18 protein-coding genes are annotated in these 20,393 nt (G+C 49.5%); 14 read left to right on the forward strand and 4 right to left on the reverse strand.

The annotated features are described in order from the left end of the window. Positions 1-228 precede the first annotated feature (228 nt). The gene (locus tag AC07OI_RS20050) at positions 229-3,018 is read right to left on the reverse strand and encodes a TonB-dependent receptor (protein ID WP_492706711.1); all 2,790 of its coding nucleotides are present in this window, start codon (positions 3,016-3,018) and stop codon (positions 229-231) included. A gap of 370 nt (positions 3,019-3,388) precedes the next feature. On the opposite strand from AC07OI_RS20050, the gene folD reads away from it, so the two are divergent. The 6 genes from folD (at position 3,389) to AC07OI_RS20080 (ending at position 9,210) form a co-directional block, all read left to right on the forward strand. Next, positions 3,389-4,234 carry a bifunctional methylenetetrahydrofolate dehydrogenase/methenyltetrahydrofolate cyclohydrolase FolD gene (folD, locus tag AC07OI_RS20055; protein WP_495258481.1) on the forward strand — a complete coding sequence of 282 codons (846 nt, stop codon included), beginning with the start codon at positions 3,389-3,391 and terminating at the stop codon, positions 4,232-4,234. 1 nt (position 4,235) lies between these two features. After that, the gene (locus tag AC07OI_RS20060; RefSeq protein ID WP_495258482.1) at positions 4,236-6,299 is read left to right on the forward strand and encodes a M3 family metallopeptidase; all 2,064 of its coding nucleotides are present in this window, start codon (positions 4,236-4,238) and stop codon (positions 6,297-6,299) included. Between the two features lie 17 nt (positions 6,300-6,316). After that, positions 6,317-6,922 (forward strand): DUF4124 domain-containing protein, encoded by a 606-nt coding sequence (locus tag AC07OI_RS20065; RefSeq protein WP_495258483.1) that lies wholly within the window; start codon positions 6,317-6,319, stop codon positions 6,920-6,922. 6 nt (positions 6,923-6,928) lie between these two features. Beyond that, a complete protein-coding gene (locus AC07OI_RS20070; RefSeq protein WP_495258484.1) occupies positions 6,929-7,348 on the forward strand; it encodes a DNA polymerase III subunit chi in 420 nt (139 codons plus the stop codon). Between the two features lies 1 nt (position 7,349). Beyond that, the gene (locus AC07OI_RS20075) at positions 7,350-7,751 is read left to right on the forward strand and encodes a DUF2486 family protein (protein WP_492706702.1); all 402 of its coding nucleotides are present in this window, start codon (positions 7,350-7,352) and stop codon (positions 7,749-7,751) included. A 154-nt stretch (positions 7,752-7,905) separates the two neighbouring features. Further along, positions 7,906-9,210 carry a D-amino acid dehydrogenase gene (locus AC07OI_RS20080; protein ID WP_492706700.1) on the forward strand — a complete coding sequence of 435 codons (1,305 nt, stop codon included), beginning with the start codon at positions 7,906-7,908 and terminating at the stop codon, positions 9,208-9,210. Between the two features lie 211 nt (positions 9,211-9,421). Here AC07OI_RS20080 and AC07OI_RS20085 read toward each other — a convergent pair whose 3' ends face one another. Then, on the reverse strand, positions 9,422-9,940 hold the full coding sequence (locus tag AC07OI_RS20085) for an Lrp/AsnC family transcriptional regulator (protein ID WP_492706698.1): 519 nt from the start codon (positions 9,938-9,940) through the stop codon (positions 9,422-9,424). 145 nt (positions 9,941-10,085) lie between these two features. Between AC07OI_RS20085 and AC07OI_RS20090 the strand changes: the two genes are divergently transcribed. After that, a complete protein-coding gene (locus AC07OI_RS20090) occupies positions 10,086-11,231 on the forward strand; it encodes a branched-chain amino acid ABC transporter substrate-binding protein (protein WP_492706696.1) in 1,146 nt (381 codons plus the stop codon). A 199-nt stretch (positions 11,232-11,430) separates the two neighbouring features. On the opposite strand, the gene AC07OI_RS20095 is transcribed toward AC07OI_RS20090, so the two are convergent. Continuing rightward, entirely contained in the window at positions 11,431-11,739 is a 309-nt protein-coding gene (locus tag AC07OI_RS20095; protein WP_495258485.1) for a c-type cytochrome, read from the reverse strand. A gap of 152 nt (positions 11,740-11,891) precedes the next feature. Between AC07OI_RS20095 and AC07OI_RS20100 the strand changes: the two genes are divergently transcribed. The 6 genes from AC07OI_RS20100 (at position 11,892) to leuA (ending at position 18,322) form a co-directional block, all read left to right on the forward strand. Continuing rightward, entirely contained in the window at positions 11,892-12,125 is a 234-nt protein-coding gene (locus AC07OI_RS20100; protein ID WP_492706692.1) for a TIGR04438 family Trp-rich protein, read from the forward strand. Positions 12,126-12,211: 86 nt separating this feature from the next. Continuing rightward, positions 12,212-13,111 (forward strand): LysR family transcriptional regulator, encoded by a 900-nt coding sequence (locus AC07OI_RS20105; protein ID WP_495258486.1) that lies wholly within the window; start codon positions 12,212-12,214, stop codon positions 13,109-13,111. Positions 13,112-13,122: 11 nt separating this feature from the next. Continuing rightward, entirely contained in the window at positions 13,123-13,920 is a 798-nt protein-coding gene (gene lgt / locus AC07OI_RS20110) for a prolipoprotein diacylglyceryl transferase (RefSeq protein WP_495258487.1), read from the forward strand. 238 nt (positions 13,921-14,158) lie between these two features. Beyond that, positions 14,159-15,181 carry a BMP family ABC transporter substrate-binding protein gene (locus AC07OI_RS20115; RefSeq protein WP_495258488.1) on the forward strand — a complete coding sequence of 341 codons (1,023 nt, stop codon included), beginning with the start codon at positions 14,159-14,161 and terminating at the stop codon, positions 15,179-15,181. A 91-nt stretch (positions 15,182-15,272) separates the two neighbouring features. Then, a complete protein-coding gene (locus tag AC07OI_RS20120; RefSeq protein WP_495258489.1) occupies positions 15,273-16,019 on the forward strand; it encodes a substrate-binding periplasmic protein in 747 nt (248 codons plus the stop codon). Between the two features lie 590 nt (positions 16,020-16,609). Further along, positions 16,610-18,322 carry a 2-isopropylmalate synthase gene (gene leuA, locus AC07OI_RS20125; protein ID WP_492706835.1) on the forward strand — a complete coding sequence of 571 codons (1,713 nt, stop codon included), beginning with the start codon at positions 16,610-16,612 and terminating at the stop codon, positions 18,320-18,322. A gap of 3 nt (positions 18,323-18,325) precedes the next feature. On the opposite strand, the gene pdxR is transcribed toward leuA, so the two are convergent. Continuing rightward, positions 18,326-19,825: a MocR-like pyridoxine biosynthesis transcription factor PdxR gene (gene pdxR, locus AC07OI_RS20130; RefSeq protein ID WP_495258490.1), complete on the reverse strand. Its 1,500-nt coding sequence runs from the start codon at positions 19,823-19,825 to the stop codon at positions 18,326-18,328. Positions 19,826-19,928: 103 nt separating this feature from the next. On the opposite strand from pdxR, the gene AC07OI_RS20135 reads away from it, so the two are divergent. Then, the gene (locus AC07OI_RS20135; protein ID WP_492706682.1) at positions 19,929-20,390 is read left to right on the forward strand and encodes an OsmC family protein; all 462 of its coding nucleotides are present in this window, start codon (positions 19,929-19,931) and stop codon (positions 20,388-20,390) included. Positions 20,391-20,393: the final 3 nt, after the last annotated feature.

Here is a 20,393-nt window from a genome sequence, read left to right on the forward strand (position 1 = left end):
TAATAGCACTACTTAATTCAGTAGTCGCCCCAATTAAAATCCAAGGCCGTGTCCCCGCAGTTTGCGAGGTTGACTTGTCTGATACGGGTGGGTGTGACGCCTATCTGAAACTACAGCACTTTGGTAACTTGCGGGGCGGTTTTGGCATAAGGATAAAAAAAGGGCGATGAATAAATCATCGCCCTCTCAATCGCCTTAATCAGCGCTACTACTTATTACAACTACTTATTATTTGAATTGGTATTTCAGGCCAACTTTGAAGTAACGGCCGATTGCGCCGCTGCCGTCCATAGGGTTGAAGCCCATTGCGCCGTAAGTCAGAGGATCCAGCGGTGCAACCTTGTCAAACAGGTTGGCGATGGAACCAAAGATTTCCAGGTTTTTCATTGCTTTGTAGCGGAAAGACACATCCAGAGTCGTGAAGGAAGCCAGTGTGCAACCTGCTGGCGCATCAGTGCCGTCAGCAAATTTGTTGGCGCAAGGCTGGCCTTCTTCTGGGATGTTTTTCATGGAACCACGATAGCTGACAACGCCAGTGATGTTCAATGGACCTCTATCCCAGCCCAGTACAAAGTTGACTTTGTCTTTTGGTGTACCTGCGCAGTTGGATGTATCGCAGTTACCATGAGTACCGGCATATTGATGCTGTACGGTGCCATCAACACGCAACCAGGAATTAACATGTGTCCAGTTGACGTCAGCAGTCAGCTTGCCGTATTCACCCAGGTTGAAACGCTGTTTGGCGTTCAGATCCACACCCTTGACTTCAGTGTAGCTGGAGTTGGCATAAGGAGCGGCACCGCCGATGATAGTACCTGTACCTGGTGTCACCACGCCGTTGATGGTCAGGTTGTTATCCTGGCGCAATACGCCTGGCAAGGCAGCTGCTTGCTGGAAGGACATGGAGTTGATTTCGTTGTTACGGCGAATCTTCCATGCGTCAATCGCGAAGCTGGTGTCTGGCAGCGGATCCCAGACTACGCCCAGAGTGTAACCTTTGGATGTTTCTGGTTGCAGGTTAGGATTGCCGACTTTGAAGCCTGTGAAAGTGGCCGCGCAATCAGAAGACTGTGCACCCGGCAGTGGTGTGCCATTAGGGCAGCGTACCGGATCCCTGACGGAAGCAGTACCAGCACTGAAGCTTTCTGTACCGGATTCTGGTGCGCTAGGTGCACGGAAGCCTTCAGAGTAAGTACCGCGCAAGGCAAATGTTTTCACTGGCGTCCATTTGGCACCGACTTTTGGTGTCACGGAATTGAAGTGAGAATATTTGTCGTAACGCAGAGCGCCGGACAATTCAAGAGACTTGATGACCGGAGCCAGCAACTCTGCATAGATCGCAGATACTGTCTCATTACCCTTTGCCGCTACATAGCTGGCATTGATGGAACCATCTTTGCTACCGTCCAGAGAAGGCATGTCATAGGATTCACGGCGATATTCAGCACCAACCGCCAGGCCCATCATACCGCCCGGCAAAGCTACCAGCTCACGGGATGCCTTGAAGTCGATGATGTCCATCTTGGTAGGTGCATCGATAGTCGCTGTCTTGACCATGGCTGCATACAAAGCTGGATTGTTTTTGCTGGCCTGAGTACCTATGTAGTATGGGAAGTATGGGCTCTTAGGATCGCCCAGAGCAGACTTCAATACTGCCATGTTGATGGTATTGGTGTAGTCCAGATGCAGCTTGGATTCAGAATGCAAAATAGCTGTATCGAAATCCCAGCCAGCCATCGTACCTTTCAAACCTGCAACGGCGCGGTAGAAGGAGTTATCAGCAATACGGCGGTTAGCACCTACGTCAAACATGGAATAGCGCAGACGTACATCAGCACCGTACGGATTTTGCGGATGCGAAGCTGACATCAGGATGGTGTTGCCGTAGTTGATGTTACCGTTCAAATTGGTTGGATTTGAAGGGAAGAACACGTTGGCGGATGTAGAAGGAGGCGTTACAGTGAACGCTGCCTTGCGCTGGGAATAGCCAAATTCAGCATACGCTTGCAAATCATCATTGATCTGGAATGTGCCACGGGTGAACAGGTTGACGCCATCAATTTGTGGCAGCATGGTACGGAACTGATCTGCATACCAGAGACAGCCACCGCCCGGATCCTGCACCTTGGTTGTCGACAAAGTCGAGCAGCCTGGCAAGGAAACATAATTCAATGTTTTTGGATCACGCAGGGAACCTGCAGGATTTGGTTGCGCGCTATTATTACCGGCGATATAACCGGAAGTGAAAGAACCTACGGTCACCATAGGGTAACCCCAACGACGCCAGTCGCCTGTGCCGATCCAGTCACGGTCATAACGCTGGCTGTTCATCAACTCGTTGGACTTGTATGCCTCGGCATTGACGATGATGTTGTATTTGTCTTTTTCCAGATTACCAAAACCTGCGGTGATCGAAGCTTTTGTCTGATTCGCATCGCGGGAACCGGAAGTACCAGCGCTGGCGCTGACGGTTACGCCTTCGTAATTCTTTTTCAGGATGATATTGACGACACCGGCGATCGCATCGGCACCGTAGATGGAAGACGCGCCATCTTTCAGGATTTCGATACGCTCAACCACTTCCATAGGGATAGTGGAGATGTCAGTAAATGCTTTTTGTCCGTCATCGGCACGGCCAAACTGCGCCATACGGCGGCCATTCAACAACACCAGTGTGGAAGTAGCACCGAGGCCACGCAGAGAGATAGCGGTAGAACCGGCAGCAAAACCATTACCGAAGCTGGTTGGCAGAGAACCCGCGCCATCGGAAGTCAGGGTTTGCAGGTATTCAGCAACGGTTGTTTTACCAGCCTTGTCGATATCCGCACGGCTGATGATTTGTATCGGCGATGCAGTTTCAGCTTCTGCACGTTTGATACTGGTACCAGTTACTTCTACACGCTGTATTTTGGCGTCATCCTGAGCAAATGCAGGTTGTGCCAGCATACCGGCTGTCATCATCAAGCCGCCAGAAAACATCACGCGCAGCGATCTTGAAATTACCTTTTCCTTCAGCATATCTCTCTCCTAGGGGGTTTGTGTCTTGTGTTACATCGCGGCTAAACCAGCCACAATGAAAAATATTTTGAAAATTAATTTTCACAATATGTATGAAGCCATTCTTGAATTTTGAAGTCAATCACTACGCAGAGAATGCGGACAGAAAACAACAAAGCGATACAATTCCATAACCAAATGAAATAAATCACTTACACAAGGGTAATCTCAAGTCGATATTTTTTATTTAAAAGACAATTAAATATCTATGGGAAAAGATGGCAAATTAATACAAAAAATATTCGTTAAATCTGCAGAGCTGAGCCCATGCTCCGCCATCCTTTATAATCTTGGTTTACCTACCTCTAACTACTGCTCAATACATAAAGTCATGACTGCCCAAATTATCAGTGGAACCCAGCTTTCCCTACAAATCCGTGCCGATGTAACACAACGAGCCGCCAAACTGACCGCTGCTGGCAAGCAGCCAGGCCTGGCAGTCATTCTGGTTGGCGAAAATCCAGCGTCGCAGGTGTATGTGCGCAACAAGGTCAAGGCTTGCGAAGACTGCGGTTTTTACTCGGTTTTGGAAAAATATGATGCAAATTTGACTGAGCAGGCTCTGCTTGAGCACATTGCCCGTTTGAATAATGATCCAAAGATCAACGGCATCCTGGTGCAATTGCCCCTGCCTGCTCACATTAATGCCAACAAGGTCATTGAAGCCATCGCGGCAGAAAAAGACGTGGATGGTTTCCATATCAGCAATGCTGGTCTGCTGATGACTGGTCAGCCTCTGTTCCGCCCATGCACCCCTTATGGCGTTATGAAGATGCTGGAATCCATTGATTTCCCTGTGCGTGGCGCTAATGCTGTGGTGGTCGGTGCCTCGAATATTGTTGGCAAACCACAGGCCATGTTGCTCTTGCAAGCGGGCGCTACTGTCACCATCTGTAATTCGAAGACCCGTGATCTGGCAGCGCATACACACAATGCTGACATTCTGGTAGTGGCGACAGGCAAGCGCAATATCGTCACGGCAGACATGATCAAGCCTGGCGCAGTCGTCATCGACGTAGGCATGAACCGAGACGATGAAGGCAAGCTGTGCGGCGACGTTGATTATCTGCCAAGTAAAGAAGTTGCGGGTTATATTACGCCTGTACCAGGCGGTGTGGGTCCCATGACCATCACCATGTTACTGGTCAATACCATAGAAGCTGCTGAAAGAACTTAATATGACTCAAGATAATCCTCTGCTGGACTTTAGTGATTTGCCACGTTTTGCCGATATCCGGGCCGAGCATGTTGGCCCTGCCATTGCAGCCCTGCTGGAGGAGAATCGTGCTGTCATCGCTGAACTCGAAAAAAACACTGGCCAGGTTAGCTGGGACAATTTCGTTGAACCACTGGAAAACGCCACAGAAAAACTGGGGCGTGCCTGGGGAATAGTCGGTCACCTGAATGCAGTTGTGGATACGCCAGAAATGCGTGCCGCCTACAATGAGAACCAACCGGCCATCACCGAGTTCTGGACAGAACTGGGGCAGAACCTGGCCTTGTTTGCCGGCTATAAAGCCTTGCTGCAAGCACCTGAATTTGACTATCTGCCACAGGCCAGGAAAACCATCATCCAGAATGCCATACGCGACTTCCGGTTAAGTGGTGCAGAACTGGCAGAGAACAAGAAACTGCGCTATGCAGAAATTCAGGAAAAACAGGCCGCCTTGTCGACCAAATTTTCTGAAAACCTGCTGGATGCAACCAATGACTATGGCCTGTTCATAGAAGATGTCGCCGAGCTGAAAGGCTTGCCTGAAGACGTCTTGCAGGCAGCCAGATCAGCGGCAGAAACCGATGGCAAAACCGGCTATAAATTCACCCTGCACTTCCCTTCGTATTTCCCGTTATTACAATACGCAGAAAATCGTCATATCCGCGAAACCATTTACCGTGCAAATGCGACCAAAGCCTCTGAACTGGGCAGCAAAGCAGAGTGGGACAATAGCGACATCATGGCGGAGCTGTTACGTCTGCGCAAGGAAGAAGCCTCGCTGCTGGGTTACCAGAATTTTGCTGAAGTATCTCTGGTCAGCAAGATGGCTGAGTCTCCCGCACTGGTTAATCAGTTCCTGGAAGACCTGGCAAAACGCGCGCGTCCTTATGCAGAAAAAGATCTGGCAGAATTGCGTGCCTTTGCTGCCGGTGAACTGGGCATCAGCGACATGCAGGCCTGGGATACTGCCTACGCATCCGAAAAATTGCGCCAGCAACGCTATGCTTTTTCTGAACAGGAAGTAAAAGAATACTTCCCTGAACACAAGGTTGTCGATGGCTTGTTCCGTGTCATCCAGACCCTGTTTGCAGTTGATATCAAACCGGATCAGGCGACCACCTGGCACAAGGATGTCAAGTTTTACCGGCTTGAAAAAAATGGTGCATTGGTCGGTCAGTTTTATCTGGACCTGTATGCCCGTAATGGCAAGCGTGGCGGTGCATGGATGGACGATGCCCGTGGCCGCAGATTGACCGCACATGGCGTGCAAACACCAGTTGCTTATCTGACCTGTAATTTCAGCGCGCCAGTGACCATGAATGGCGTGGCAAAACCTGCCCTGTTCAGTCATGATGAAGTGATCACCCTGTTCCATGAATTTGGCCATGGCTTGCACCATTTGCTGACCAAGGTGGATGACTTGTCTGTCTCAGGCATTTCCGGTGTTGAGTGGGATGCGGTTGAATTGCCTTCACAGTTCATGGAAAATTTTTGCTGGGAATGGGATGTGTTGCAGCATATGACTGCCCATGTGGATACTGGTGCAGCATTACCACGTGCACTGTATGACAAGATGATTGCCGCCAAAAATTTCCAGTCTGGTTTGCAAACCCTGCGCCAGGTTGAATTTTCGCTGTTTGACATGCGTTTGCATGATGCCTTTGAACCCAATGGTACACAAAGCGTGCAAGACATTGTTCAGGCGGTACGTGCTCAGGTGTCTGTCATGCAGCCACCAGAATTCAATCGTTTCCAGCATTCGTTCAGCCATATCTTTTCTGGTGGTTATGCAGCAGGCTATTATAGTTATAAGTGGGCGGAAGTTTTATCAGCCGATGCTTATGCTGCATTTGAAGAACATGCGACTGAATCGGGCAGCACCTTGTCGCGGGCGGTAGGCGAAAAATTTCAAACCGAAGTTCTGGAAGCTGGTGGTTCCCGCCCTGCCCTGGCTTCGTTCAAGGCATTCCGTGGTCGTGAACCGAACATCGATGCCTTGTTGCGTCACAATGGCATGAGTGCCTGAGTCTTTAGGAGAAAAATATGACATTCAATAAAAAGATCCTGATCTGTAGCGTAATTTCCAGCATTTTTATGGTGGCAACAGCGCAGGCACAAATGTACAAATCGGTCGGGCCGGACGGCAAAGTTACCTACAGCGATCAGCCACCACCGGCAAATCAAAAGGTAGAGAAGAAAAAACTGCCTGATACTTTGGAAGGTGGCAATCTGCCTTCTGAACTGGCGATCGTGGTCGCAAAAAACCCGGTTACTCTTTACTCTGCCAACGGCTGCTCACCATGTAATGATGGCCGCAGCCTGCTTAAAAGCATGGGTATACCATTCACCGAAAAAACCGTTAACACCGCAGCGGACCAGGAAAAAATGAAGCAGGTCAGTGGCGATTTGCAATTGCCACTACTGGTGATTGCCAATGTCAAATTCCGTGGCTATAGCATGGATGACTGGAAAGATGCTCTGAGCAAAGCTGGCTACCCAGCCACCAGCAAGCTGCCCAAGGATTACCGTTACGCGGCTGCTGAACCTGCGTCCCCACCGCCGCCACCAGTTGCACCCAAAACACCGGAAGCGGCAAGGCAAGCTCCCGCTCCTCAGCCCAAAAAACCGGATGATGGCTTTAAATTTTAAGTTCGCATGACACGTATAGATTTTCACAGTAATGTAGCGGACAAGCTGAATTACTCTTGCCGCCTGATACGCAAGGCCCACGCAGCCAACTGCAAGATGGTGGTATACCACCATGACCGTGCGTATCTGCAGCGGCTGAATGAGGCCTTGTGGACGCTTACTGAAGCTGACTTCCTGCCGCACGTCATGCTCAGCGATCCACTGTCAGCCATGACACCTATCGTACTCAGTCACGACGAGCATGCTGCTTGTCCGCATTACGAATTACTGATCAACCTGACTTCTGCTACGCCAGCCAACTTTGCTCAGTTTCAGCGCATGATAGAAGTCATCTCTGCCGATGATGCAGACAAACTGGCCGGACGCGAACGCTATCGCCACTACCAGCAGCAAGGCCATACCCTTACCCATTCCGTGGCGAAATAAAATGAATAATCAAATAGACGCCAGCATTCCTGTCTTGACTGAGGTCATCAAGCCGGAAGAACTACTCACTCCCGCAGGCAAGTCAGCAGCTGCAGCCGATCAACCGGGCGCAGAGGGTGTGACGCCACTGGCCAACGAAATGGCTGCCAATAACTATCCAGGTAAAGTGGAAGAAGACTGGCAAGCGCTGGAGCAAAGCCTGCGCGAAAATGTCTTGCGCCAGGTTCTGACACGCATCGATTTTGTCCTCGAGCACAGGATCAGGGACAATCTGGCCGATGTTTTGCAAATTGCCGTGGCAAATTTATCAACAGAAATACGTTCCGGTTTGCATAAAACCCTGGAAGAAGTCATCACCCGCGCCGTGACCCAGGAAATCACCAAGGTAAAAACACCTAAATAATCAAAATAATTAATAATATTTTTATTTTTAAACATAAAAAACAAATTCTCGTTTAAAAATAAAAATACCGAATGCATTTCTGATTACCTGAGAAAGCAAAGTATTTCTACAATCTCCTTCATCACATACAAGATGAAACACAGGAGATTTACCCATGAAAGTCATCGTTCTCGGTTCCGGCATTGTTGGCACGTCTTCCGCATGGTTTTTAAAAAAGCAGGGGCATGAAGTAATCGTCATTGATCGTCAGCCCGGCGCTGCGCAAGAAACCAGCTTTGCCAATGGTGGCCAGATTTCGGTCTCCCATGCTGAACCATGGGCTAATCCTTCTGCACCGCTGAAAGTCTTGAAATGGCTAGGGAAAGAAGATGCGCCATTGCTGTTTCGCCCGCGTGCAGAATGGCTGCAGTGGCTGTGGGGCATGCATTTTTTGCGTGAATGCACACCAGGCCGTACGGCAGAGAACATCCGCCAGATCGTCGCCATCTCTGAATACAGCCGCCTGACTTTGCGCAGTCTGCGTGAGGAAACCGGCATACAGTATGACTGCCTGAAAAAAGGCATATTGCATTTCTACACAGATCAAAAGGAGTTCGACATTTCCCTGCCCGCAGCAAAACTCATGCGCGATCTGGGTTGCCCGCGCGACTCTATCGATGCTGATGAAGTGGTACGCAGAGAGCCTGCACTGGCAGGCATACGCGATAAAATCGTTGGTGGCGACTATACTGAAACCGATGAGTCAGGCGACGTCTATCAATTCACGACAGGCCTGGCCGATAAGGCAGCCGCAGCGGGCGTGCAGTTCCAGTTCAACACCACGGTGACCCGGCTTTTATCAGAAGGTACGGGTGCCAGCGCCAAAATTACCGGGGTAGAAATCATCGATGCAGCCGGACGGCACAAGACCTTGCGCGCCGACGCTTTCGTTATGGCGATGGGCAGCCATTCACAAACACTGTTAAAACCCTTGGGTATCTCCCTGATGATTTATCCGGGTAAAGGCTATTCAGCAACTTATCAAATCACCAACCCTGACCAGGCTCCAGTCATCTCGCTGACGGATGACGGGTATAAGCTGGTAGTGTCACGCTTGGGTAACCGCCTGCGAGTCGCTGGCACGTGTGAAATCAATGGCTATGGCCGTGAATTGAATACTGCCCGTTGCGAAGCCATCACCAGGCGCACCCGCGAGTTGTTCCCGCATGCCTGCGACTATGACAATCCGGTCTACTGGACAGGCTTGCGGCCACTGACGCCTTCCAACGTGCCCTACATAGGCAAATCCCGCATCAGCAACCTTTTCCTCAATACAGGTCACGGTACTTTGGGGTGGACCATGGGTGCAGGTTCTGGCCGCGCCATTGCCGATATCGTTTCAGGTTTGCAGCCAGAAGTAGATTTTGCATTTACCGGCATGGAGCGCAAGACAGACAAAGTCATCCTGCAACCTGCCTGAAGTACACAAATTTAATCCCAAGACCTGATCTCAAACACAGACAAACAGGCAGGCTCAGCCCTGCCTTGCAGGCTAAAACGCGCCTCCCACGGAGCGTTATGAACCAGTTTCCCCTCACGCAAGTTGCCAAATGGAATTCCTATCTGCAACAACTTGCGTTCTTTTTGTCATCCTAATGCGACATCCTGCGTTTACTGATCAACAGCCTTAATTATTTGCCTTTGCCACTGATACGCACAGGCAACTCTTCAGCTTTTTCATCAAACGAAATGCGTGTCGTAAATTTTGCGCGCTTCATGGGGAAACGGGAATGGAAATGCCTTACATTGCCAGAGCCAGAAATGGCGCGCCGCACAAATTGGTAGTAAGCGTCCATATCAATAATATGGACAACCAGAAAATAGTCGTACTCCCCAGACACAAAATAGCATTGCATGACCTCGGCTTCTTTGTTCATGCGGGTCTCAAATTCACGCATGAATTCGTCAGACTGATTAATCAGCGATACCTCCAGAAAAGCCAGCATGCCATAGCCAAGGGCAAAGCTGTCAACCATCGCCACTTCGGCGCTGATCACTCCGGCTTCACGCAATTCACGTATGCGGCGCAGGCAGGTAGGCTGGGAGATATGCAGCTTGTCTGCCAGTATCCTGGTAGGGGTTTGGTTGTCTTTTTGCAGGAGGTTCAAAAGCTTGCGATCAAGCTTGTCAAGGGTGCGATATTGGGGCATATAAAAAACGTCAGTTTGGAGAAAAAACCACACAAAATAGCTTTGCGAAATATTTTTTCTGTTGTACCTTCTTGCTGTTCAGTTATCTGAATAAGTCAGAGATGCAGTATTGTTATCCTACTTTTTAATCCTTAGGAGTATGTTCATGTCGTTCAAAACTAAAATGATTCCACTGGCTGGCGCAATTGCTTTCGCTTTCGCTGGTGCTGCGGCAGCTCAAGATCTGGTTGTAAAAATTGGTCACGTTGGCCCTATCTCCGGCGCGATCGCCCACTTGGGTAAAGACAATGAAAACGGCGCCAAAATGGCGATCGAAGAACTGAACGCCAAAGGCGTGATGATCGGCGGCAAAAAAGCCAAATTCGAATTGCTGGCTGAAGATGACGGTGCCGATCCAAAACAAGGTACAACCGTAGCACAGAAACTGGTTGACGCGAAAGTAAACGGCGTTATCGGTCACTTGAACTCCGGTACAACTATCCCAGCATCCAAGATTTACAATGATGCCGGTATCGTTCAAATCTCCCCATCTGCAACTAACCCTAAATACACACAACAAGGCTTCAAAGGCGCGTTCCGTGTAGTGGCCAATGACGGTCAACTGGGTGGCACACTGGGCCGCTTCGCTGTACAAATCAATAAAGCGAAAAAAGTCGCTGTTATTGATGACAAAACAGCCTACGGTGAAGGTGTAGCTGCTGAGTTTATCAAAGGCGCCAAAGGCAAGGGTGCAGAAGTTGTCGTGCAAGAGCATACCACTGACAAATCTACAGATTTCAGCGCCATCCTGACCACAATCAAAGCTAAAAACCCAGATGTAATCTTCTTCGGTGGTATGGACGCTGTTGCAGGTCCTATGCTGCGTCAGATGAAAGCACTGGGCATTACAGCCAAGTTCATGGGCGGCGACGGTATCTGTACAACTGATCTGGTTAAACTGGCTGACAACGGCATTGGCGAAGGCCAGGTAGTTTGTGCTGAAGCTGGTGGTGTTCTTGAAGCGCAGAAGAAAGTCAATGATGACTGGAAAGCTGCCTACAAGAAAAAATTCAATCTGGATGTCCAGATCTATGCACCATATGTCTATGATTCCGTCATGGTTATGGTAGAAGCAATGAAAAAAGCTGGTTCTGCTGACCCAGCCAAATACCTGCCAGAGTTGAAGAAAATCAACTACAAAGGCGTAACAGGCGATATCGCATTTGATGACAAAGGCGATATCAAAGACGGCACACTGACTTTGTACACATACAAAGGCGGCAAACGTGAACTGCTGCGCGTAGTTAAGTAATAGCTGAGTAACAGCTGCTCAGTACAAGCTTATTTGAGCTGAGATTGACGAAGAGCATTGCAGTTTTATCGTTGCAATGCTCTTTCAAGATTCAAGAGTTCTTATGAGCAATAAAAAACCTGGCAATTGCCAGGTTTTTTTATTGCCTGATGATTGACACAGGCTTGATGCAGATCAAAGTATCTGCATCAAGCAAGACTCATTTAAGGCTCAAAATCCATTTAACCAGGGTTTTCGCCTCTGCTTCAGACACCTGGGCATTTGCTGGCATGGGGATAGCACCCCACACACCGGAGCTGCCCTTCAACACTTTCTGAACCAGCTTGGCTTCAGCTGTCTTATCGGCAGCATATTTCTTGGCCACTTCCTTATAAGCAGGGCCAACAACCTTGTTATCGACGGCATGACAGGCCATGCAGTTTTTTGCTTTTGCCAGATCCGCATTCGCCATTGCCGAGCCAGAAACCACTATTGCCAATACCGAACCTACCAATAAAGAATATTTCATTGCTTTCTCCAGGTTAAAAACTAATTCATTCTACCGCTTTTTGACAATTTTAACGTTTATCCCCATGCCGGGGTTGACCTGCAGTAAAATTAAGGAAACTCAATGATCCATAACAGTGAGTTTGATAGTTTTTCCAAAAAAGGATGTCTCCCATGTTCATCATCATCGTTTTATTCATCATGCTGGTACTAAAGCTGGCAGATGTGTGGATTTTTGCCACTATGTCCTGGTGGTGGATCATAGGCGGTGCGAGTGCAGCCTTTGTCTGGTTTGAAATTCTTGAGCGCATGCTGGGCCTGGACAAACGCAAAGACCATGCGCACTTTGAAAAAATCCAGAAAGAACGCGTCAAACGCGCTTTCGACAAAAAGACCCATCGCCGTTAATTTCTGCGTGCGGATGTGTCCGGATTATTTTTCCGGACTTGCATCCTGCCTCAATACAAAATACCGCAAATACCGGCACCTGCCCGATGTCTTTACCTGAATTACGAAATCTTGAGTTACGCCAGTTACGTTACTTCCTTGCCGTTGCGGAAGAAATGCATTTTGGCAGGGCAGCAACACGTCTGCACATGACCCAACCGCCCCTGTCGCAAGCCATACAGGCACTCGAAGCCATACTTGGAGCAGAGCTGTTTATCCGCAATACCCGTAATATCTCGCTGTCATCAGCCGGACAGGCACTCTTACCCGAAGTCAGGCGACTATTGCAACAGGCGCAATCCTTGCCAGAGCTGGCACAAAGAGCCGCCAGTGGCACTTATGGCCATCTGTCTCTGGCCTTTGTCTCCATTGCCGACTATAGCGTGCTGCCGCCAGCATTGCGCGAATTTCGCCGCCACCATGCCGACGTCCACATAGAACTGCGTGAAGCAACCACAGACGTACAGCTGGCGGCGCTCGAAAATGGTGAAATTGATGCGGGTTTTTTGATACCACCACTCCCTGAAAAGCTGCAAGGCTTATTCAACTATCAAAAAGTACTGTCTGAACCACTGATGCTGGCAGTACCTGAAAGCCAGGCCCAGGGGCGTCAGCAATTACGTCTGAGCGACTGCACTGACTTGCCTCTGATCCTGTTTCCACGAAAAATTGCCCCGGCTTTGCATGATGCCATCCTTGGCTGCTTCCATGCTGCGGGGCTGACGCCAGCCATAGGCCAGGAAGCCATACAGATGCAAACCATCGTCGGTTTGGTGTCGGCTGGCATGGGTATCGCACTTGTGCCACAATCCGTCTCAAATCTGCAGCGCCCCGGCGTATTGTATTTTGATTTGCCAGAAGCCAGTGCCACAGTAGAAATTGGCCTGGCCTGGCGCAAGGACAATCACTCTGCAGTGCTGGCGGCATTTGCCCACCTGTTTAACTAACCAATTCATCCATGCTGACTCATCCCAATCCTGACCCTGTCGCTTTTCACCTGGGCCCTGTCTCTGTCCACTGGTACGGCATCATGTACCTGCTCGCCTTTGCCCAGTTTATCGCACTCGGTCGCTTCAGACTCAGGCAGCCGCATATCGCCGCTCAGGGATGGACGCGTGAGCACGTAGACGACATGTTGTTTTTTGGTGTACTCGGCGTAATACTCGGTGGCCGCCTGGGTGAAGTATTTTTTTATGGATTTTCCTATTACATGGCTAATCCGCTGGAAATATTTGCTGTCTGGAAAGGCGGCATGTCCTTCCATGGCGGTTTTATTGGCGTATTGATCGCCATGTTCCTGTGGGCGCGCAAGGCAAAGTTTCATCTTGCCGATGTGTATGATTTCATCGCTCCGCTAGTTCCGCTGGGCTATGCTGCCGGTCGCCTGGGTAATTTCATCAACCATGAATTGCCAGGGCGCGTAGCTTCGGCAGATTTGCCCTGGGCCATGATCTGGCCCGGCATCAATTACCCGGTTCATCCTTCGCCCATCTATCAGGCATTGGTTGATGGTTTGCTGGTCTTCGTCATACTCTGGCTATATGCTGCCAAAGCCCGCCCGCGCCTGGCCGTCGGTGCCTTGTATGTGACGCTGTATGGCTGCACACGCTTCTTCACTGAATATTTCCGCACCCCCGACTACGAAGTCAGCATCCTTGGAATGACCATCTCTGCCGGACAAATGCTGTCATTCCCGATGATCATCATCGGTCTCTTGCTGCTAACGTTCTCTTATAAATTCAACAAAAAATCTTGAATTAAAAACTCGACTATTCTCTTTTTCAAATTCATATAGACTTCAGGAGATAAGAAGCATAAAGATTCAGGCATAAGCGGACTAAAAGTACTTGTTAAGCTTTTCAGGCATTTTGTTATCTCATCTTTGTATAAAATTTTGGAGATTAATGATGTCCAGCCTACCCTGCTTTCACCTATTCCGTTTCCATCTGCGTTCACTGCTTTGTCTTCTGTTGTTTAGTCTGGGGCTTCCCGGCGTGACACTGGCAGCCGATCCCTTGCAGGTCGGCTTCCTGTATGTCAGCCCTATTGGCGATGCTGGCTTTACCAGGCAAATTGACCTTGGCAGGAAAGAGATGGAAAAAAATCTCGGTACCAAAGTCAGCAGCAATTATCAGGAAAATGTTCCTGAAGGCGCGGTTGCAGAAAAAGCCATTGCCGAACTGGTCAAAAAAGGCAATAAACTCATCATCACGGCTTCATTTGGTTATATGGAACCAACTTTGAAGGTCGCAGCACAATTCCCTGAAGTCAAATTTGTACATCTGACAGGCTATAAAAACGCGGCCAATGTCTCAAATGCAAACGCCCGCTTTTATGAAGGACGTTACCTTGCAGGCGTACTGGCGGGCAAAATGAGCAAATCAGGGGTGGCGGGCTATGTTGCAGCATTTCCGATACCCGAAGTCATTCAGGGCATCAACGCTTTTGCCAGAGGCATGAACAGTGTCAACCCCAAGGCTGAAGTCAGGGTGCAGTGGGTCAACTCCTGGTTTGATCCCATCAAGGAAAAAGAAGCCGCCTTGTCGTTGAGCAAACAGGGTGCTGATGTATTGACACAACATACTGACTCTACTGCCGTCGTTCAAACGGCAGAGGAAAAGGGGATTTACGCCATAGCCTACCATTCCGACATGAAAAAGTATGGTCCCAAGGCACAACTGGCCGCCGTCACTCACCATTGGGGTAGTTACTTTACAAAAGAGGCACAGGATGTCCTGGACGGCAAGTGGAAGTCTGACAGTGTCTATGGCGGCATCAAGGAGGGCATGGTCAAGCTGGAATTCATCAACAGCAGTGTGCCCAAAGACGTCAGGCAGTTATTGGCGGAAAAAGAGGCCGACATAGTCAATGGAAGCCTGGTTCCCTTCGTTGGGCCGTTGAAAGACAATACCGGCAAAATGCGTTTGGAAAAAGGCCCCATGAGTGAGTTCAATCTGAAGCGCATGTACTATCTGGTAGAAGGGGTACATGGCAGTGTGCCAGCACAACAAAATTAACGAAGCCATGCTTGCTCAGTTGAAGAAGCAGGCTAAACTACATTCCATCGCAGCATCTTTATATAGTTAACAGTAAAACAATACTTTGACAATGCATAAAATCTGCTCAGCATTGATATTGATGATTTGCCTGTGCTGGCAGAGTTCTGGTGCCGTCGAGATGGTGAAAGTGTATAGCTACCATCTGAAGCCACCGCTGATACTGGATCAAGTCACAGGGCGGGGCTTGTATAACGACATACTGAGTTATCTGAATAAAGAAAACACAGCGTATCGCTTTGAACTCATTTATCTGCCGCGTCGCCGTCTCGATCTGCTGGTCAATTCCGGCAATCTGGATGGCCTGGTGATTGGTGTCAGCCCGGTCTGGTTTAATGACCGGGAAGAACAGAAATTCTTGTGGACCCTGCCCGTCATGAACGATATCGACGATGTCGTCTCATCCAAAAATCATCCTTTCGAGTTCGCAGGTGCAAAGTCGATGGCTGGCATGCGCATAGGCCTGGTGCTGGGTTATTACTATTACGGTGTCAATGAACTCATTGCTGAAGGAAAAATTCAACGTGACGATGCCAGCAGTGAAGAGCATAGTTTTCGCAAATTGATGGCAGGTCGCATAGATGCGGCCATCATCAGTCGCTCCAACTACGATTATGAAATGAAGAATCATCCAGATTTGAAGGGGCAGTTTTATATCTCGAAAAAACCGCATGACCAGTATGACAGACAGATTCTGGTTCCCTTGAACATGCCCAAGGTTCAACAGCAGATCAATGTCATTTTGAGGAATGCTGTCAATGACCCTATCTGGCAAAAACTGATCAATGCCTATCGCTGACATTATTGCTGAGTGTTGAATATTCTTTATGATGAAGAAAATTTCGCTTGACGAAGATAGCCAATTTCTCTTACAGTATTTACATGAACTCTTTTTTGACATCGACATCTGCAAGAAAAACTGCTGACAGCGCCAAGCTGCAAGCAGTGCTGCCGTCTGTGTCTGCTTCTGTACTAGTTCTACTACCATCTCTAGCAAGCTCGCTACTATAAGTTGCGTCTTGTCCAGTTTTAAGCGGCATACCTGCCAGCCTGAAACACCAGTATCAAAAATTACCCTTATATCCCAGTAGTACCCAGCACAGGCTTCCTGACATCAGGAAAAATAGCATGACACCATCAGGCACATCAGCAGAGAATTCAGCAGGCGCTATCAGCGTCATGTCTGGCTTTGCACGCCCACAGTCTGCGCTGTCACTTGCTTACAAGCTTCTTAATCACAAACTGCTAGCGCTACGACTACTGATCGGTTAACCGGCCTCGCGTTCTTTGTGGCAGCCGGTTAGCTTAGCGCCGCCACATCAGCATCCATTCACCAATTTGAAAATATCAGCGCCTTGCTGAGGCACTGTGCCAGCCCAAGGAAAAAACATCATGATGAGTAATCCAGCTAATAAATATCAAGCCTTCCCGACTATCGCTTTGCACGACAGACAATGGCCCAGCCGCAGCATCAACAAAACGCCGATATGGATGAGCACGGATTTACGCGATGGTAACCAGGCGCTGATAGAACCCATGGATGCGAAGAAAAAACTCAGGTTCTTTGAAATGCTGGTCAAGATAGGTCTTAAAGAAATTGAAGTCGCCTTCCCTTCTGCATCAGAAACTGATTTTGCCTTCGTCCGCAAACTCATAGAAGAACAACGGATACCGGATGATGTAACGATAGAAGTATTGACGCAGTCCCGCGAAGACTTGATACGCCGCACCATAGATTCAGTGCGTGGTGCCAAGCGGGCAATCGTTCATTTGTATAACCCGATAGCACCTGCTTTCCGCCGCATCGTCTTTGGCAAATCGCGTGAAGAAGTCAAACAGATTGCCACTGATGGCACCCGCCTCATCAAGCAACTTACCGATACCATGCCTGAGACAGAATGGGTATTTGAATATTCTCCAGAAACCTTCAGCATGGCCGAGCTGGATTTCTCGAAGGAAGTCTGCGATGCAGTTGCCGCCATCTGGCAACCCACAGTTGAACGCAAGATGATCATCAACTTGCCGACCACTGTCGAATGTGCAACGCCGAATGTGTATGCTGACCAGATAGAATGGATGGACAGGAATCTGGCGCAACGCGACGCCATTATCCTCAGCGTGCATCCACATAATGACAGAGGCACGGCCGTCGCCGCAGCGGAGCTTGCTGTCATGGCCGGTGCAGACAGGGTTGAAGGCTGCCTGTTTGGAAATGGCGAACGCACCGGCAATGTGGACCTCGTCACACTGGCCTTGAATTTGTACACCCAGGGCATTGATCCCGGCCTGGATTTTTCTGACATCGATAGCGTCAGACAGTGCGTGGAAGAATGCAATCAATTGCCTGTGCATCCGCGCCACCCTTATGTCGGCGACCTCGTGTTCACTGCCTTCTCCGGTTCTCATCAGGATGCGATTAAAAAAGGTTTTGCCCAGCAACAGAAAGACGCCATCTGGGAAGTGCCTTACTTGCCGATAGACCCGGCTGACCTTGGCCGCAGTTATGACGCCGTGATCCGCGTCAACAGCCAGTCTGGCAAAGGTGGCATGGCTTTCTTGCTGGAGCAGGAATATGGCATCAGCATGCCAAGGCGCATGCAAATTGAATTCAGCCGTGTCGTGCAAGCGGTAGCGGACGACAGTGGCAAAGAAATGACGGCACAACAGATACACCAGATTTTCAGCGACAGCTATCTCGCGCCAGCAACACCCATCAGTTATCAAGCTCATCATGCAAACCCCGTCCTGCATCACAGGACATCACCATCCGATCCGGCACAAGTATCCTTGCATGTCGATCTGCTGCACCACGGACAGCCACAAGCTATCCAGGGTACAGGTCATGGTATTGTTGAAGCCCAGGTCAATGCCTGTCAGGTACTTGGCTATCAAGTCAGGATCATCGACAAACAAGAGCAGCAATTGACGCGGCATGGCCGTTCACAGTACATCAGCATCATCGAGGCACGCATCAATGATGGCAGCAGCCAGCATGGTGCGGGCATAGCTGACGATGCGGCAACTGCCAGCATGCGCGCCATCATCAGTGTGATTAACCGCCATGCAAATGCAGATACGGCAATGCAAATGATTGCGGCCTGATCGCTAATGAGCAGCTTTGAAGAGCGTAGCCAGCTTGCTGACGCTGCGCTCTATCTCTGTACAAGTCAGTGAAGCAAAACCCAGTAACAGACCGTCAGGGCTTTCTGCCGGTCTGTTGAGTTTTCCCGGTACGTCAGCGTAATGCCCCAGGCCACGCAACTCCAGCCCGATTTCTTGCCCTGCTTCTATGATCTGCTCTTCATCGTAAGCCTGTTTGAAATACACAGCCAGATCAAGCCCGCCATCTTGCGCACCGCAGACCAGTTCATCTGCCAATTCCTTTTCCAGACAATTCACCAAGCACGCCTGACGTTCTGCATAGACTTTTCTGGTGCGCTTGATATGCCTGCCGAAATGGCCTTCCGCAATAAAGTCAGCCAGTGCCATTTGCGGCATGATGCTGGTATGTTTATCGATGACTGCCTTGGCCTCAATCATTGGTTCCAGTAATTTTTCTGGCAGCACCAGATAGCCGAGACGCAGGCCAGGAAATAGCACCTTGGACAAAGTGCCTACATAAATGACACTCTGATGTGTATCCAGACTCTGCAGGGATGCCAGTGGTGAACTGCCAAAACGGTATTCACTGTCATAGTCGTCTTCCACTATCCATACCGCATTTGCCTGCGCCCACTCCAGCAAGGCCATGCGTCTTTGCAGGCTCATCGTCATGCCAAGCGGCATCTGGTGGGAAGGTGTGACGAAAGCGACTTTCGCATCCGGATAATGCATAGCCGCATACGCGACATCCATGCCTTCATCATCAACAGGTACAGCGCAGATATCAGCTTGCGACGCATGCAAAGCGGCTGTCGTGCCCCGGTAGCAAGGATATTCCACCACGGCCTTTTCACCCGGATCAAGCAACATGGTACTCAGCAGATATAGGGCCTGCTGCGAACCGGAGGTAATCAGGATTTGTTCTGGCGCGCAGTTCACACCACGCGCTGCCTTCAAATAAACCGCGAGTAACTCGCGCAAAGCCAGGTGGCCAGCAGGGTCACCATAGCCCAATTGTCCTTTGGGATGACGGCAATGGCGCGCTTTCAGTCGCGCCCATATATCAAATGGGAATAAATCCAGGTCAGGCATGCTGACCCTGAACGCCCTTACACTGCCATGATGAAAACGCGTGCTGCCGCGTGGATCTATATGTTGCAATCCGCGTTTTGAAATCCTGTCCATCACCTGTGCCGCAGGTATATTGCTGACCAGTGCTTTGCTACGTTCAGCAATTGCTGGTAATTCTTCATTCACAAAAGTCCCTTGCCCTACCGAGCCGCGCAAATATCCTTCTGCCAATAATTGATCATAGGCATTCAAGACAGTTTGCCGGGAAATATTCAGCACCTGACAAAACTCGCGGCTGGGTGGCAACTGCATGCCAGGCAGCATCTGGCCTGTCAGGATGGCTTTTCGTATTTCGGCATACAACTGCCGGTACAAGGGCAGCCCGCTTTGTCGGTCGAGGACGATACTGGCAATCATTTGTGAAATATGCATGCTTACACCAAATTGGCATTCTTATTTTTTATAAAATTGGTACTTTTCAATAGCCAATACCAAGAATAAGATTAACGCATATTCATGGCAACGGAGTAAACAAATGCATCAATACCAGGCGAAAATTTTATGGGAGCGTGGCGAACAGGCTTTTAGCGACAATCGCTACAGCCGCGCGCATGCATGGGAATTTGATGGCGGTCTGGTAGTGCCAGCATCTTCATCCCCTTTATCCGTCCCTGTACCCATGTCAGAAGAAAAAAATGTCGATCCCGAAGAAGCACTGGTTGCGGCGCTGGCATCGTGTCATATGCTGTTTTACCTGTCCTTCGTTGCCAAACGTGGTTATGTGGTGGACCAATACCGTGACCTGGCGGTAGGCATCATGGATAAAAATACCCAGGGCAAGACAGCCATTACCCGCATCCACCTGCGCCCGCAGGAAAGCTATAGTGGTGACAAGCAACCCAATTTGCAGGAGCGCGAAGAACTGCATCATATGGCGCATGAACACTGTTATATCGCCAATTCCATCCATGCCGAAGTCATCATAGAAATCGAATAGCCC

This window comes from Undibacterium sp. GW821-FHT07F11 (genome assembly GCF_059418665.1).

Coding starts and splice junctions, on each gene's coding strand:
- AC07OI_RS20050 (WP_492706711.1), bottom strand. CDS start 3,018: ATGCTGAAGGAAAAGGTAATTTCAAGATCGCTGCGCGTGATGTTTTCT.
- folD (WP_495258481.1), top strand. CDS start 3,389: ATGACTGCCCAAATTATCAGTGGAACCCAGCTTTCCCTACAAATCCGT.
- AC07OI_RS20060 (WP_495258482.1), top strand. CDS start 4,236: ATGACTCAAGATAATCCTCTGCTGGACTTTAGTGATTTGCCACGTTTT.
- AC07OI_RS20065 (WP_495258483.1), top strand. CDS start 6,317: ATGACATTCAATAAAAAGATCCTGATCTGTAGCGTAATTTCCAGCATT.
- AC07OI_RS20070 (WP_495258484.1), top strand. CDS start 6,929: ATGACACGTATAGATTTTCACAGTAATGTAGCGGACAAGCTGAATTAC.
- AC07OI_RS20075 (WP_492706702.1), top strand. CDS start 7,350: ATGAATAATCAAATAGACGCCAGCATTCCTGTCTTGACTGAGGTCATC.
- AC07OI_RS20080 (WP_492706700.1), top strand. CDS start 7,906: ATGAAAGTCATCGTTCTCGGTTCCGGCATTGTTGGCACGTCTTCCGCA.
- AC07OI_RS20085 (WP_492706698.1), bottom strand. CDS start 9,940: ATGCCCCAATATCGCACCCTTGACAAGCTTGATCGCAAGCTTTTGAAC.
- AC07OI_RS20090 (WP_492706696.1), top strand. CDS start 10,086: ATGTCGTTCAAAACTAAAATGATTCCACTGGCTGGCGCAATTGCTTTC.
- AC07OI_RS20095 (WP_495258485.1), bottom strand. CDS start 11,739: ATGAAATATTCTTTATTGGTAGGTTCGGTATTGGCAATAGTGGTTTCT.
- AC07OI_RS20100 (WP_492706692.1), top strand. CDS start 11,892: ATGTTCATCATCATCGTTTTATTCATCATGCTGGTACTAAAGCTGGCA.
- AC07OI_RS20105 (WP_495258486.1), top strand. CDS start 12,212: ATGTCTTTACCTGAATTACGAAATCTTGAGTTACGCCAGTTACGTTAC.
- lgt (WP_495258487.1), top strand. CDS start 13,123: ATGCTGACTCATCCCAATCCTGACCCTGTCGCTTTTCACCTGGGCCCT.
- AC07OI_RS20120 (WP_495258489.1), top strand. CDS start 15,273: ATGCATAAAATCTGCTCAGCATTGATATTGATGATTTGCCTGTGCTGG.
- pdxR (WP_495258490.1), bottom strand. CDS start 19,825: ATGCATATTTCACAAATGATTGCCAGTATCGTCCTCGACCGACAAAGC.
- AC07OI_RS20135 (WP_492706682.1), top strand. CDS start 19,929: ATGCATCAATACCAGGCGAAAATTTTATGGGAGCGTGGCGAACAGGCT.